This is a genomic window from Prolixibacteraceae bacterium, assembly GCA_019720755.1.
GTDB classification, from domain to species: Bacteria; Bacteroidota; Bacteroidia; order Bacteroidales; family Prolixibacteraceae; genus Halosquirtibacter; species Halosquirtibacter laminarini.
Window position 1 is genome coordinate 1,758,464 of sequence record CP081303.1, and the last position, 14,667, is coordinate 1,773,130.

At 35.6% G+C, this 14,667-nt stretch carries 13 protein-coding genes; 12 read left to right on the forward strand and 1 reads right to left on the reverse strand.

What is annotated here, in order from left to right:
* Nucleotides 1–244 precede the first annotated feature (244 nt).
* The 12 genes from K4L44_07140 (at nt 245) to K4L44_07195 (ending at nt 12,769) form a co-directional block, all read left to right on the forward strand.
* Nucleotides 245–610 (forward strand): helix-turn-helix domain-containing protein, encoded by a 366-nt coding sequence (locus K4L44_07140; protein QZE15601.1) that lies wholly within the window; start codon nt 245–247, stop codon nt 608–610.
* A gap of 102 nt (nt 611–712) precedes the next feature.
* Nucleotides 713–1,486, forward strand: coding sequence for a dihydroorotate dehydrogenase electron transfer subunit (locus K4L44_07145; protein QZE15602.1), 774 nt, complete (start codon nt 713–715; stop codon nt 1,484–1,486).
* Complete coding sequence (locus tag K4L44_07150; protein QZE15603.1) at nt 1,480–2,394, forward strand: dihydroorotate dehydrogenase; 915 nt, start codon at nt 1,480–1,482, stop codon at nt 2,392–2,394. The genes K4L44_07145 and K4L44_07150 overlap by 7 nt, the downstream gene beginning before the upstream one ends.
* A gap of 68 nt (nt 2,395–2,462) precedes the next feature.
* Nucleotides 2,463–3,728 carry a beta-lactamase family protein gene (locus K4L44_07155; protein ID QZE15604.1) on the forward strand — a complete coding sequence of 422 codons (1,266 nt, stop codon included), beginning with the start codon at nt 2,463–2,465 and terminating at the stop codon, nt 3,726–3,728.
* Between the two features lie 677 nt (nt 3,729–4,405).
* Nucleotides 4,406–5,635, forward strand: a complete 1,230-nt coding sequence (locus K4L44_07160) for a dicarboxylate/amino acid:cation symporter (protein ID QZE15605.1) — start codon at nt 4,406–4,408, stop codon at nt 5,633–5,635.
* Between the two features lie 491 nt (nt 5,636–6,126).
* Nucleotides 6,127–6,705 (forward strand): TetR/AcrR family transcriptional regulator, encoded by a 579-nt coding sequence (locus K4L44_07165; GenBank protein QZE15606.1) that lies wholly within the window; start codon nt 6,127–6,129, stop codon nt 6,703–6,705.
* Nucleotides 6,706–6,723: 18 nt separating this feature from the next.
* On the forward strand, nt 6,724–7,989 hold the full coding sequence (locus tag K4L44_07170; GenBank protein QZE15607.1) for a TolC family protein: 1,266 nt from the start codon (nt 6,724–6,726) through the stop codon (nt 7,987–7,989).
* A 3-nt stretch (nt 7,990–7,992) separates the two neighbouring features.
* Nucleotides 7,993–8,874: an HlyD family efflux transporter periplasmic adaptor subunit gene (locus tag K4L44_07175; protein QZE15608.1), complete on the forward strand. Its 882-nt coding sequence runs from the start codon at nt 7,993–7,995 to the stop codon at nt 8,872–8,874.
* Between the two features lie 10 nt (nt 8,875–8,884).
* Nucleotides 8,885–9,802, forward strand: a complete 918-nt coding sequence (locus K4L44_07180; protein ID QZE15609.1) for an ABC transporter ATP-binding protein — start codon at nt 8,885–8,887, stop codon at nt 9,800–9,802.
* Nucleotides 9,795–10,532 carry an ABC transporter ATP-binding protein gene (locus K4L44_07185; protein ID QZE15967.1) on the forward strand — a complete coding sequence of 246 codons (738 nt, stop codon included), beginning with the start codon at nt 9,795–9,797 and terminating at the stop codon, nt 10,530–10,532. Before K4L44_07180 ends, K4L44_07185 begins: the two co-directional genes overlap by 8 nt.
* Before the next feature lie 29 nt (nt 10,533–10,561).
* Nucleotides 10,562–11,659: an ABC transporter permease gene (locus K4L44_07190; protein QZE15610.1), complete on the forward strand. Its 1,098-nt coding sequence runs from the start codon at nt 10,562–10,564 to the stop codon at nt 11,657–11,659.
* 12 nt (nt 11,660–11,671) lie between these two features.
* Nucleotides 11,672–12,769 carry an ABC transporter permease gene (locus K4L44_07195; protein QZE15611.1) on the forward strand — a complete coding sequence of 366 codons (1,098 nt, stop codon included), beginning with the start codon at nt 11,672–11,674 and terminating at the stop codon, nt 12,767–12,769.
* A 785-nt stretch (nt 12,770–13,554) separates the two neighbouring features.
* On the opposite strand, the gene asnA is transcribed toward K4L44_07195, so the two are convergent.
* Nucleotides 13,555–14,592, reverse strand: coding sequence for an aspartate--ammonia ligase (gene asnA / locus K4L44_07200; protein ID QZE15612.1), 1,038 nt, complete (start codon nt 14,590–14,592; stop codon nt 13,555–13,557).
* Between the last annotated feature and the right edge of the window lie 75 nt (nt 14,593–14,667).

Here is a 14,667-nt window from a genome sequence, read left to right on the forward strand (position 1 = left end):
TATAATTGGTTTGTGTAGTTGTAATCACGTTATAATCAGTGAAATATATAATTTATATGAAATTTTAGTTTAGATATATAAGAGTGAGATTAGAATTTCCATCAATATCCTGATTATTAGGAGTAGTAATGAGGGGATCAATAGCTTTGGTGTTCTCATTTGTAATTATTACATTTGTATACAGCCATAGAAGTATGTGTATGGAAATACAATATTTGATGTTAATTACAAATGTGATCAGATTATGAGAGATCGAGTTCAGACATTATTAGACAGATATAACCTATCTGTTTCAGAATTTGCAGAAAAGATAGGAGTACAGAAGTCAAGTATCTCGCATTTAATAAGTGGGCGCAATATGCCAAGCTTTGCTTTTTGTGAAAAACTAGCACAAACATTCCCTGAGGTGAATATGAGGTGGTTTATTAGTGGCCAAGGAGCTTTTTTAGAGGATGATTCTTCGGATAGCGCAGATAAAAGTAATCTGGATCTATTTAGCTCCTTAGAGGAGGTTGTAACAGAGACAGATGTCGATTCAAAGAGACAGCGCGTAGAGCGAATTATAGTTTTTTATGACGATAATACCTTTAAAGAGTATAATCCTAGATAAATTTGAGTATATTCGCATTTCGAAAAGAAACGTTCTAAAAACATCGTTATTTGACGATATTAAATAGGACGGGATATATACATATATTTCAAAAGTTTTCGAATGAATAAGACCGTTCAACGCCTTGTTGTAATAAACAAAGAGATTATTAATGAAGACAATTTTATTCTGTCTTTAAAGTCTCCTGTCCCTCTCGCTAATGTCTTAGCGGGTCAATTTCTCTCTATTAATGTGGAAAAATCAAAAGATGTCTTTCTGAGACGTCCTTTTTCTATTCATGATGTACATCTTGAAAGCAACTCTTTAGATGTTTTGATTAAGACTGTAGGTCCTGGATCTTCTGCTTTAAAAGAGGTTGAGGTTGGCGATGAGCTGGATACTATCTACCCTTTAGGAAATAGCTTTACGATGCCTAAAAAGGATGAGAAAGTACTTCTTGTAGGTGGAGGAGTAGGGATCGCTCCAATGCTATATTTAGCTAAAGAGCTTAAGCCTTATACATCTAACGTAAATATTCTTTTAGGGTCAAGAAAAGGTTCTGATCAAATTTTATTAGATCGTTACGAAAAAGTTGGTACGGTTTTTACTACTACCGAAGATGGAACTGTTGGAGAAAAAGGGTACGTTACTGATCACTCTTTCATGAAAGAACATCTTGGTGAAATAGATCATATCTATTGTTGTGGTCCAGAGCCGATGATGAAGAGCATTGCTAAATTAACTGCATCTGAAGGTGTTGACTGCGAAGTGTCGCTAGAGAACATGATGGGATGTGGCTTCGGCGTGTGTTTGTGCTGTGTGACTGATACTCAAGCTGGACATAAATGTGTTTGTTCTGATGGTCCAATCTTTAATACTAGTGATTTAAAATGGTAGATTTAAAAGTAGATTTGGGCAATGGCCTAATATTAGATAATCCAGTTTTGACAGCATCAGGTACCTTTGGATATGGTACAGAGTTTGATGATTTTATTGATCTGAATAGACTCGGTGGTTTCGTAGTGAAGGGTACTACTCTTAATCATAGAGAAGGTAATCCATATCCCCGAATGGCAGAAACTCCTTCAGGAATGTTGAATGCAGTAGGTCTTCAGAACAAAGGAATAAAATATTTTGTTGATAATATATATCCAACTCTTACAAAGTATGAGTCTAAAGTAATTGTTAATGTATCTGGTTCTACTATCGAAGACTATGTTGCATGTACAGAACACTTAGAAGGGTTAGAGGGAATTGATGCGATTGAGTTGAATATCTCTTGTCCTAATGTAAAAGAGGGGGGAATGGCTTTTGGTACTAGTTGTGCTTCTGCAGAAGAGGTTGTGAGTGCTGTAAGAAAGGTTTATTCTAAACACTTGATGGTTAAATTGTCGCCAAATGTAACTGATATCACAGAGATTGCGCGAAGTGCAGAGGCTGCTGGAGCTGACTCTGTATCTTTGATCAATACATTATTAGGTATGGCTATTGATGCAAAGAGTAGAAAACCTTTACTTTCGACTGTTACGGGAGGTTTGTCAGGACCTGCCGTGAAACCTGTTGCACTTAGAATGGTATGGCAAGTGGCGAATAGTGTCCAGATTCCTGTTGTAGGTCTTGGTGGTATTATGAACGCAGAGGATGCTGTTGAGTTTATGTTGGCAGGAGCATCTGCAGTACAGCTTGGGACTGCTAATTTCATTGATCCTCAGGTGACTGTGAAAGTAGTCGACGGGATTCAAAGTTATATGGAAGAACAAAATATTGCTTCTTCAAAAGAATTGATTGGAGCATTAAAATTATAATAAAATTATGGATTAAGGGAATAAATGTTATATTTGTTCCCTTAATTAAAAAAATGTAGCGCCTAATTATGAACAACAAACGATCTAAAAATAGTGTATTGATATGCACAATTTTTTCTCTACTCTTTATGTGTCCATACTTCTTCTTTTCGTGGACAGAAGGGCAAGAGTTAGGTCGTCAGGGTGCAACTATTACTCCTCCATCTAGTTATGTAACCAAACCAATTGCGATTGATGCAAAGGTCGAATCAAAGATTAATGACATGGTTACTCGTTTTATGAAGAGAGAGGAGATGAATGGAATTTCTCTTGCTTTTGCAAAGGATGGTAAGGTCGTTTATTCCAAAAGTTTTGGTGTTAGAGATACTATTTCCAAAGATTCTGTCCATAATACAACCATGTTTCGTATTGCAAGTGTATCCAAGTTGATTACAGCTGCAGGTATTGGAAGGTTGTGTGATCAGAATAAGATAAAGCTAGAAGACAAGATTTTTGGTATAGATGGTATTATAAATGATACTATTTATATGCCATACAAAGACAAGCGTTTGACTGATGTTACAGTTCGTGAACTTTTAGAACATTCTGGTGGATGGACCCAAAGATATGGCGATCCCATGTTTAATACCATGGCTGTAGCAAATAAGATGGAGGCTTCTCTTCCTTGTGATGAGCAAACCATGTTAAAGTTTGTGACTTCTCGTAGGCTGCATTTTACACCCGGAACTAGATGTTGTTATTCTAATTTAGGTTATTTCTTATTGGGGCAAGTGATTGAGAAAGTGAGTGGAATGCCATACGAAGAGTATATTAATAGATATGTTTTGTATCCTTCGGGAATCGTCGATATGAAACTAGGAAAGAGCTTTTCCGATTCTCTGACTATAAATGAGACTCAATATTATGAACCAGAAGGTTCTTTTGAGATTTCAGCATATGATGGAAGTAACCAGTTGGTTTATAAATCGAATGGTGGAAACAATATCTCTCTTTTGAGTTCTGCAGGTGGATGGATTAGTAATCCGACAGATCTTTTGTTGTTGTCGATGTCTTTAGATGGCAATGAAACTTATCCAGATATTGTTTCTAATAAGTTTATTCGTGAGATGATCTCTCCCCGAAAAGGTTTTGATCCATTAGGTTGGAGAGGAATTGATGCAAACAAAAATCCATTCCGTACTGGAAGTATGCCTGGATCTCAAGCGCTTTTGAAGCAGCAGAAAAATGGAGTATCTTTTGCTATTGTTACCAATACCAGTAGTTGGAAAGGTCCTCGTTTTTCGAGTAATTTAAGTTCGTTGATGTCTGCTATTGAACGAAAGCTTAAATTATAGATCTATTTCTTCCTTCTTTTTGTTTTCATCTACTACTCTTATTTTTTACTGAATCTTTTTCCTTTATGAGTATCTATGAAGATTCATAATGCTACTCCTGTCTTTTTCAGAATTAAAACCGATGATTAAAACTTTGTTGTAAATAAAGTCTTTTTTCACTCTATGTCTTCAAACAGTATCATTCATCTTTATACTACTCTTCAAATATCAGGACTATTCATCTTTGTTTCTTTATCTGTTTATATAGAAATATGGGGGAGAGTAGGGGAGTATTGCCATTATTCAAGATATTCAAAAAGATCTTTTTATATAATTATCTCTATTGAAAGTTCATTTTTATGTTATTGAAAAATTGCAATATAAGCGCTTTAAAATCTTGTGTTGAATTATAGCATTCCTTGGGTAGAGTTCGTCTGTTATATCGAATTTATGAAATATGGATGTAAACAGTGTCTTCTTTTTTATTCATGAATACTTATCCAAAAGCCCTTAGTGTGAATATTTATTCAATGTGAATATTTGTATACCACACCGTGGTATTATAACTTTAAGTTATAGATCAAGGTGCGTGTTGTATTATCTCGCAATGTGACATATTGACATGGATGTATCATAAATAGGATTAAAGTATTTGGAGTAATCGCTTGTTTTGTATTATATTTAAAAGAAAAAAGTAGATGACAAAAACAAAAATTTCAATTCATTGGCAAATATTAATCGCTCTGTGTCTTTCTGTATTATTTGGTTATTATTTAAAAGACTATGTCCCTTATGTTAGTTGGATGGGAGATATCTTCTTACGATCTCTTAAAATGATTGTTATTCCCCTTGTTTTAACATCCGTTGCATCTGGAATTGCCAAATTAGGAGAAACAGACGGTTTTAAAAGATTGGGTTTAAAAACACTTCTTTACTATTTGACAACGAGTATATTTGCTATTCTAGGTGGTCTGTTTTTTTCGAATATATTGAAGCCTGGTGTTGGATTTACACCTACAGAAACCTCTAGCAGTGAGGTAACTAGTAGCTTGACTTCGGCCAATAGTACGAGTATAAAAGATACTTTAATTCATATTGTTCCAGATAATATCTTTAGTTCATTTTATCATAGTGAACTTCTCTCTATTATTTTCTTTGCTATTGTCATTGGTATATTTATACCAAAGTTAAAAAAACGAGATTCAGAGATGCTAATAGGTATTCTAGAAGCCTCATTTGAGTTGTTTATGAAGATTACCATGTTTATTATTAAATTGGCTCCTTATGGTATTTTTGGACTGATTTCAAAAGTGGTCGCAGAGCAAGAGGATATGTCCGGTATGTTGTCTAGTTTGGGAATATTTATGGTGTCTGTACTTTCTGCCCTCTTTGTTCACTTTGTAATTGTTATTCCCTTAATGGTTCGTTTTATTGGAAAAGCCAATCCAATAAAACATTTTGACAACATGAGTACAGCGTTGTTAACTGCTTTTTCTACAGCTTCTAGTGCTGCTGCCCTTCCTCTTACGATGGAGGCTACTCATGAAGAATCGGGCGTCTCTAAAAAGATCACTAACTTTACATTGCCTGTAGGGGCTACGGTAAATATGGATGGTACTGCAATATATATTTGTGCTGTTGTCATGTTTATTGCACAACTCAAAGGGGTAGACCTTTCATTTTACCAGCAGTTTGTTATTTTAATCTCTGCTTTATTGACGAGTATTGGTACTGCTGCAATTCCTATGGGGAGTTTGGTTGTTATAACAATTATATTAGATCTTCTAAACCTCCCGATTGAGATGGTTGCAGTCGTTCTTCCTGTTGACAGATTGTTGGATATGTTCAGGACAGCGACCAACGTATGGAGTGACTCTTGTGGTGCTGTAATTGTTGCAAAAACAGAAGGAGAGACTCTTCATGTATAAATAAAATATTAAACAGGTGTCTTATAAAAAGGGAGATATTTGTTCAATATCTCCCTTTTGTATTTATTGGCCTTCTTTTTACTCTTTTTATCACCACCTATTCGTATCCTTAATTTCTTCATATTTCTCTCTCTAATCCCTCTTTTATTATATAATTATTCCCCTTTTCCTTAGGGGTTACTACTCAATTCTGTAACCACTCTTTTTCTGTTTGAATATAAAAGTGCATCGTTTCTTATTCTGTATTTGACCTCCATATACGCAAAATATTCAACCATTTCAATTTCTCTGATAATAAAAAAAGCTCTTTAATTTAGCTCAAGAATAGTTTTCGTTTGACCTTCGTAAATGTCTGTGTTATAGCATTGATACTTTTACAGACTACTACAACTAAACACTTAGTTGATTGTTTGCTATCTAATACTGGGGTTTTGATTATGTTAGAGGAATGTATATGTTTGTCAAATGGTTTAACCAAACAGTTAAAATAAATGGTTAATGAAATTGAACTAAAGATTATAGAGACAGCAAGAGCTATCTTTATAGAAGAGGGGTATAGTGGTGCCCGAATGCAAAAGATTGCTGATGTAGCAGAGATAAACAAAGCACTGTTGCACTATTACTTTCGAAGCAAAGAGAAGCTGTATGAGGAGGTGGTCAAGAACTTAATAGCTGATGTTGCCAGTCGTTTGACTTTGATCTTTGAATCTGATGGGACGAGTTCCCAAAAGATAGAGCTTGTTGTGAATATGTATTTCAAGATGATTTCACGACATCCTAAACTTCCATTGTTTATAATGAATGAAATTCATGAGAACCCCGATCGTTTTATGATCGCAGTGGATCAACAGAGTACTAAGATTCAGAAGATTCGAATGATTTTGTCTGTAGATGCTTCCAAAGGCGATTATGATGGGATACACTCCTTGATTAATTTGGTCGGAATGTCTGTATTTCCATTTCTTGCAAAACCTCTATTAAAGAAACTTTTCTTTGGAGGAGAGGATGAGAGCTTCAATCAATTTATGGAGAGTCGTCCACAAAAGATATCTCAAATACTTGATATTTAAATATTAATCTGCTTAGATATGATAAAAACACGAAATCTATTTACCGTATTACTCTTGCTAGTAATGACTAATGGTTTTTCCCAGACCATCACACTAGAGGAATGTAAAGAGTGGTCGCATGATGTTTTTCCTCTTTTTAGATCACAGAAGATCTACCAATCACTATTGGACAAAGAACAAGCTGTTGTTCATTACGATAAGTACCCTTCGTTTGTAATAAAAGGTCAAGCCTCTTATCAGTCAGATGTTGTCTCTCTTGATGAGCCTAGTCCATTATTCTCTTTTCCTGAAATTTCAAAAGATCAATACCAACTATTTGTTGAGGTGAATCAGAGCATTTATGATGGGGGAGTTAAGCAGGTAAAAGGAGAGATCAATATTTTGAACGATTCGATTTGTCACCTTTCGTTTATGATGGATCTACATCGATTGGATGAAAAACTAGAACAGACCTATTGTCAGTTATTGCTTTCACAAAAACAGTATCAACTTCATGTAGAGCAACTTAAAACGGTTGCAAGAATATTAGATGAGGTCTCAGCACAGGTAGCGCAAGGAAAAGCATTGCGGTTACAGGTTAATGAGATAAAAGTACAGCAGTTGGTGTACGAACAGAAGAGAGATCAAGCATTAGATCAGTATCAACTATTATGTAGAGTAATGGGTGTTTTGAGTGGTAAGAGTATCGATATATCCACTGCTTCTTTTCAATTTCCATTAATCTTATTAAGCGAGGAGACACAAACTCCGAACGATATCATGATGATGAATTTACAGCAACAGCATTTTAAAGAGCAGGCTAAGCTATTGAGCAAATCGATGATGCCTACTGTTCAGGCATTTGGTAAAGGAGGTTATGGTCGTCCTGGATTAAATTTCTTAGATAATAGTTTTGCTCCATACTATTATGTCGGTGTTGGTGTAAGTTGGAGGCCATTTGATTGGAGAAATACAAAGAGAAAGCAGTCAATGCAATTAGATCAAGTGGCACTATTAGAGGTTAAAAAAGATCAGACTACGCAATTAAGGGATGCACATAAGGTGCAACTAAAAGGGAAGATTGAGACTTTAAATCATCAACTGAATAAAGACCAAGAGATAAAAGAGTTAAGAGAAGCTATCAAAAAGGATTTAAAACAGCAATGGGAGCTTCGAACTATTCCTTTTTCTATCTATATAGATGGGGTGAATAATAGTCTAGAAGCCGAAATACAAAAGGAGCTTCACCGTATTCAGAAGTTAGAAACCATATTAAGTTATAATCGTTATCAAAAACAGTCATAAGCTATGAAAAGCCTGTATATATCTTTGTTGTCATTATTTGTTCTTTATTCATGTAACACTGCGGATCCACGTGCCGATGGTTATGGTAATTTTGAGGCTGCCGATGTGGTTTTGTCTAGCCAGAGTTCAGGAAAAATTTTGGATCTCTATCTAAAGGAGGGAGATAAAGCTTACAAAGGGGATACTATTGCAATTATCGATACTACTGATATTGTAATCCGAATGGAAGCGTTAGACCTACAGTTGAAAGTGGATGATACTAAAATAACACGTTTGTATGTTGAGGCCTCAAAAACAAGAGATGCTTTGAAGACAAATGAAAAAGATCAGAATCGTATTCACACTCTTTATAATAAAAAGGTTGCAACAGAGACTCAAAAAGATCAAATTGATTTGAAAGTTTCGAACTTTAAGAAGACGCTTCAGCAGTTGAATCTAGAGGTCAAGAGTTTGCAACAGCATAAAGAGTCCATAAATAACCAATTGTCATTAATGAATAATCATCTGTCTCATTGTTTTATTGTTTCACCAATTGATGCAACGGTTTTAAATCGATATAAAGAGCCTGCAGAGTTTGTGATTCCTAGTAATCCAATCTATAAGATTGCCTCTTTAGATCCTCTGTTATTGCGTATTTACATCTCTGGTGCAGAACTTTCTAAAGTGAAGTTAGGACAAGATGTGAAGGTATCATATGATCATGAAGGGAAACTGAAAAAGGTTACTGGTACTGTTGCTTGGATTTCTGATCAGGCTGAGTTCACCCCTAAGACAATTCAAACAAGAGAAGAGAGAGTGGCTCAGGTCTATGCTGTAAAAATTCGTGTCCCCAATGCAAAAGGAGAGATGAAAATAGGAATGCCAGGAGAGTTACATTTAAACTAGAGGATACAATATGCTACGAGTCAAGGATTTTAAACGTCATTATGGCGATCTTTTAGCAGTAGATCGTTTCTCAATGGAGGCCAATTCACATGAGATCGTTGGACTTATTGGACCAGATGGAGCTGGGAAAACAACCATTCTACGTAGTATTGCTACGCTTCAAAATATGGAAGATGGAGAGGTCACTATTGATGGATTGGATGTAAGAACTGATTTTCTCAAGATAAGAAAGAGATTGGGCTATATGCCTGGTCAGTTCTCTCTATATCCAGATTTAAGTGTTTGGGAGAATTTATCTTTCTTTATGGATATTCATGGGGTTCGTTATGAGCAGTGTAAAGATGCTATTGACCCTATATTTTCGCAATTGGCTCCTTTTAAAAGTCGTAAATCAGGACAGTTGTCTGGAGGGATGAAGCAGAAGTTAGCCCTCTGTTGTGCTTTGGTAAATCAACCCTCTCTGCTTCTTTTAGATGAGCCTACTACGGGAGTGGATCCTGTTTCGAGACGAGAGTTTTGGAATATCCTTAAAGACTATAGATCTCAAGGAACATCCATGGTCGTATCTACTCCATATATGGATGAGGCGATGATGTGTGATCAAATTTTGTTGATACATGAGGGTAAGGTGTTAGAGTCTGGTTCTCCCAAAGCATTGATAGAGAAGCCTCGTAACAGAAGCTTCTATCAAATAGAGGGAATTCCTTCCAGTGAAATCTATCGTTTTAAGCAAAATATCATGAGAAGACATCCTGAGGTATTTGCTTATCTATCTGGCAAAGCCATTAGAGTGATTGCGAAAAAAGAGCATTCTCTTATGAATATCCTACAAGAGACACTCTCTCGTGTATCTGGTATAATTCGTGAAGTGACTCCTGATATTGAGGATGTTTTTATGTTTCATCTAACGAATAGAAATGATGTGTGATTCAAACTATGTGATTCAGGTCTCCAAACTATGTAAAAAATTTGGATCTTTCTATGCAAACAATGAGTTGAGTTTCGATGTAAAGCGTGGAGAGATATTTGGTTTTCTTGGGGCTAATGGTGCTGGAAAGTCTACAGCTATGAAGATTATTTCTGGGCTACTCACACCTACTTCGGGAGATGTAGAGGTCCTTGGTTACAATGTATACCATGAGTCAGAGAAGATCAAACGAGAAATAGGTTATATGTCTCAGAAATTTTCTCTTTATGAGGATCTTACTATATGGGAGAATCTACGTCTTTTTGCAGGGATCTATGGATTGTCTAAGTCACAAATAAAAGATAAAGGGGAAAAGATTCTACATAAACTCAATTTATGGAGTCATCGAGATGACCTAGTTAAATCGATACCATTAGGATGGAAACAGAAGCTTGCCTTCTCATTGGCTACAATTCACGATCCTAAAATTGTATTTCTAGATGAACCTACAGGAGGAGTGGATCCGCAAGTTAGACGTCTTTTTTGGGACCAAATATATGAAGCACAAGCGCAGGGGATCACTATATTCGTAACGACACACTATATGGACGAAGCGGAGTATTGTGATCGTATCTGTATTCTGAGTCAGGGAGAAGTGGTTGCTTATGGTGATCCAGAATCTCTTAAAGAGACTCACAAAGTGGATTCGATTGACTCCCTTTTTGTTTTGTTAGCACGAAATGTTGAGTAATATTAAAAAGATCTAAAACGTAGAATAAGATGAAAAAAAGAGTTTGGGGACTAATAAAAAAAGAGTTCATCCATATCTTTCGTGATAAGCGAACTCTCTTCATGATCTTTGGTATTCCATTGGTAGAGATACTTCTATTTGGATATGTAATACGTACCGACATCTCCAATATACAGGTTGGTGTGGTGGATAGAACCCATGATCAGATAAGCCAAGATATATGTAATAAATTAGAGGGAAGTAGTTACTTTGATTCGGTGGTAAAGATAGATAAGATAGAGGATGCGGATCGACTTTTTCGACAGAATAAGATACAAGAGCTTATTGTCTTTGACCTTGATCTTGAATGTTCTACTGTAAATAGAGAGGGAGGGGACATCGGTATTATATTGGATGGTTCCAATCCAACGGTTTCTCAGTTAATACTAAACTATACGAGTTCTGTAATAGGAGATTATCTAGGAGTTGAGAATCATTCTTTGATACGTCCACAATATCGAATGGTATATAATGAGGAGCTCAAGAGTACCTATATGTTTGTGCCTGGTGTAATGGCTTTGGTCTTGCTGCTTATATCTGCGATGATGACGGCCATTACTTTGACAAAAGAGAAAGAAAACCACTCATTTGAAATGCTATTAATCTCGCCTATACGTCCTATAGAGGTGATTATAGGAAAAGTAACTCCCTACTTGATATTGTCTTTTATTAATGGGCTTCTTATCTTAGTATTGAGCAAATTACTTTTTGGGTTGCCATTTTTAGGGAGTAATGTACTTCTTTTTGGTGTGATACTTCTCTATATTCTACTCTCTTTAAGTATCGGTATCTTTATTTCAGTGGTCGCAGACACACAGATTGTAGCCATGCTGTTCTCTTTGGTTGTATTGTTGATGCCAACCATGCTATTGTCAGGATTTATATTTCCTGTAGCCAATATGCCCATGATACTACAATGGATCAGCAATTTGATGCCTGCAAAGTGGTTTATTATCTGTTTTAAAGGAGTTGTTATTCAGGGATTTGGGTTAGAAGGGATACTCAAGCCATTTCTTGTTTTATTAGGAATGACACTTTTCTTCATGGTTTTAAGTGTGAAAAAATACAATGTCCATTTAGATGATTAATAACACGAAGCGATGAAAGTAATTTTATATTTAATACAGAAAGAGTTTCTTCAAATACGAAGAAACAAAGCAATATTACCGATCATCTTTGCAATGCCTATTGTTCAGATGTTGGTATTGGTGTGGGCAACAACCATGGAGCTAAAAGAGGTAAATGTCGGAGTTATAGACCAGGATCATTCTGCTTTATCTCGTAAATTATATACAAAACTTGAAGGGCTCGATTGTTTCTGCCTTCAGCCCTTAAATGCTAATGGGTCTGCTTTAGATCAGCTTCATCGTGAACATCTTGATGCAGTAGTGGAGATTCCTGAACATTTTGGTCGCGACTTTGAAAGCAATATCAACGTAAAGCCACAGGTAGCCATTAATGCGGTGAATAGTAGTAATGCTGAGATGATTAAAGGATATTTTGAAAGTCAATGGCATAGTTTTGAGAGTCATCAAAGAGATGTGGGGTATTCAGTCACTCCTGCTGATATTCATTTTCGCTATTGGTATAATCCCGAGATGGACTTTAAATACTATATGGCACCGGGGATCTTGGCTATATTGATCTCTTTGGTTGGAATGATGCTTTCGGGGATGAATTTTGTTCGAGAGAAGGAGATGGGAACCATTGAACAAATCAATGTGACTCCAATAAAGAAATATCAATTTATTTTGGGAAAGCTCATTCCATTTATGATTATCGGAATTGTAGATCTTTTACTGGGTATTGGTATTGCTAGATTGGCTTTTGGACAACCTATCGCAGGAAATCTGTTTACTTTGATGTTTAGTACCGCAGTCTATCTCGTTCCTCTATTGGGGATTAGTTTGTGGGTTTCTGCTGTGAGTGACAAGCAACAACAGGTGATGTTTATCTGTTTTTTTTTCCTATTGGTATTCATCTTAATGAGTGGAATGTTTACTCCTGTAGAGAGTATGCCTCAATGGGCACAAATATTAAACTATCTTAATCCTCTATTCTATTACATACGAATAATTCGAGGAGTGTTGTTAAAGGGTGCTTCGATAATAGATATTCAGTTCGAAATTATTTCACTTTTTGTATATGGTATCCTTATCTTCTTGATTGCTACATTCAAGTATAAAAAAGTTTCATAAAAAAGATTCGTTTCTTTTTGTTTTTAAATGAAGGGTAATAATTTAGCTGTTGTTCTTAATTATAAACCATTGGTTTAAAGTATTATAAAAGTGTTGGAGGTTCTTGGTTTATAGGAATTGACTATATGCAGAATGTTTGTACTGAAAACAAAGTATACCCATGCTATGTTTTTGGTGGTAAGAGTAGCACATTCTCATAGAAGAGAGGTGTTGCTCTTTTTTGTTTCACAACCTTTGGTTTTATTGGAGTGTGGAGTGTGGATCTTTTAATAACATGCCCTGTTATTGCATATTCTTATCCATTAAGGACTATTTACTTGTGTGTAATGTGTTTATGTGTAAATAATAGAATTAGAGTTTTGTGTTATCATAACAATATTTGTCTTTTATTATATTGTGTGTTTTTAGAATCTTTGGTATTTTTGGGCTATAAATGATAGACCATTTAGTTTAGAGAAAAACCTATCTCGATTGATTGTACAGATGCTTTTATAATCTATTGCTACATACCGTCAGATCACTTTGTGATTCTTAGATTGTCCTTCTTCTAAATTCTAGTCGAAAAGATTATCTATCCTCACCCCCTGTTTCATATAATGATATAAAAACTAAATGTCTGTCTCGCGGGATGGTTGACTTTAATTTAATTATTGGCGCCATCCCTTTTTTATTGAGAGAGTATAGAGAGGTTGTGTCGTTGAACCATTCAATTGATGACAAAAAAGCCCACCTCTAAATGATAAAGAAGTGGGCCTAATCTTATATATAGAAAAATTAGATACTATCTAGATTAAAGTAATACCATTAGCTGTACACTCTTCAATCATCTTATCTGGCCAAATAGAAGCTTGGACTTCTCCGATATGCGCTTTTTGAAGGAAGAACATACACATACGTGATTGTCCAATACCTCCACCAATAGAAAGAGGCATCTCATCATTTAAAAGCATTTGGTGCCACATTAACTTTTCACGATCCTCTTGCTTTGCTTCAACCAATTGACGTTTAAGAGCATCTTTATCTACACGAATACCCATTGACGAAACTTCAAAAGCACGTTTAAGTGTAGGGTTCCAAAGAATAATGTCTCCATTAAGTCCTTTTTTACCTTCTAATGTTTCAGTACTCCAATCATCATAATCAGGAGCTCTTCCATCATGTCTCTGATCTGAAAATGGTAGTTTGCCACCGATTCCAATAATAAATACCGCTCCAAATTTCTTTGCAACTTCAGTCTCTCTCTCAAAAGGAGTAAGCTCAGGATACATCTTTTCTAGATCCTCCGTATGGATGAAAGTAATCTCTTCTGGTAGAACAGGTTTGATTGCAGGATAGTATTCATATACCATAAACTCAGTACGAAGGAGTACTCCGTATATCTTTTGTACCATTTTCTTTAAGAAGTCTAGGTTACGATCTTCTTTACGAATAGATGCTTCCCAATCCCACTGGTCGACATACATCGAATGAAGATTTGTTAGTTCTTCATCTGCTCTAATCGCATTCATATCGGTATAAAGACCATATCCTGCTGGGATATCGTATTTTCCCAACATCATTCTCTTCCATTTAGCCAAAGAGTGAACTACCTCTGCTTTTGCATCTCCTAACTCTTTTACTGGAAATGATACAGCACGCTCTATTCCATTTAAATCATCATTGATTCCAGTTCCTTGCATCACAAAGAGTGGTGCAGTCACTCTGCGTAATCTTAGTTCTGAAGATAAGTTTTGTTGAAAGAAATCTTTTACGAATTTAATTGCTTTCTCTGTCTCTTTTAGTGTTAGAGCGGATTGGTATCCCTCTGGAATTGTTAGAATCATAATAACTTAATGTTTAGAATAAGGTTTATATTTTGATCTTTTGTTAATAAAAAGAATGTTTTTCTATCATTATGG

What these genes read in the sequence shown, in the direction of transcription:
- K4L44_07190 (QZE15610.1), top strand. Translation starts at nt 10,562, where the DNA reads ATGAAAAAAAGAGTTTGGGGACTAATAAAAAAAGAGTTCATCCATATC.
- K4L44_07160 (QZE15605.1), top strand. Translation starts at nt 4,406, where the DNA reads ATGACAAAAACAAAAATTTCAATTCATTGGCAAATATTAATCGCTCTG.
- K4L44_07155 (QZE15604.1), top strand. Translation starts at nt 2,463, where the DNA reads ATGAACAACAAACGATCTAAAAATAGTGTATTGATATGCACAATTTTT.
- K4L44_07170 (QZE15607.1), top strand. Translation starts at nt 6,724, where the DNA reads ATGATAAAAACACGAAATCTATTTACCGTATTACTCTTGCTAGTAATG.
- K4L44_07180 (QZE15609.1), top strand. Translation starts at nt 8,885, where the DNA reads ATGCTACGAGTCAAGGATTTTAAACGTCATTATGGCGATCTTTTAGCA.
- asnA (QZE15612.1), bottom strand. Translation starts at nt 14,592, where the DNA reads ATGATTCTAACAATTCCAGAGGGATACCAATCCGCTCTAACACTAAAA.
- K4L44_07185 (QZE15967.1), top strand. Translation starts at nt 9,795, where the DNA reads ATGTGTGATTCAAACTATGTGATTCAGGTCTCCAAACTATGTAAAAAA.
- K4L44_07175 (QZE15608.1), top strand. Translation starts at nt 7,993, where the DNA reads ATGAAAAGCCTGTATATATCTTTGTTGTCATTATTTGTTCTTTATTCA.
- K4L44_07165 (QZE15606.1), top strand. Translation starts at nt 6,127, where the DNA reads ATGGTTAATGAAATTGAACTAAAGATTATAGAGACAGCAAGAGCTATC.
- K4L44_07145 (QZE15602.1), top strand. Translation starts at nt 713, where the DNA reads ATGAATAAGACCGTTCAACGCCTTGTTGTAATAAACAAAGAGATTATT.
- K4L44_07195 (QZE15611.1), top strand. Translation starts at nt 11,672, where the DNA reads ATGAAAGTAATTTTATATTTAATACAGAAAGAGTTTCTTCAAATACGA.
- K4L44_07150 (QZE15603.1), top strand. Translation starts at nt 1,480, where the DNA reads ATGGTAGATTTAAAAGTAGATTTGGGCAATGGCCTAATATTAGATAAT.
- K4L44_07140 (QZE15601.1), top strand. Translation starts at nt 245, where the DNA reads ATGAGAGATCGAGTTCAGACATTATTAGACAGATATAACCTATCTGTT.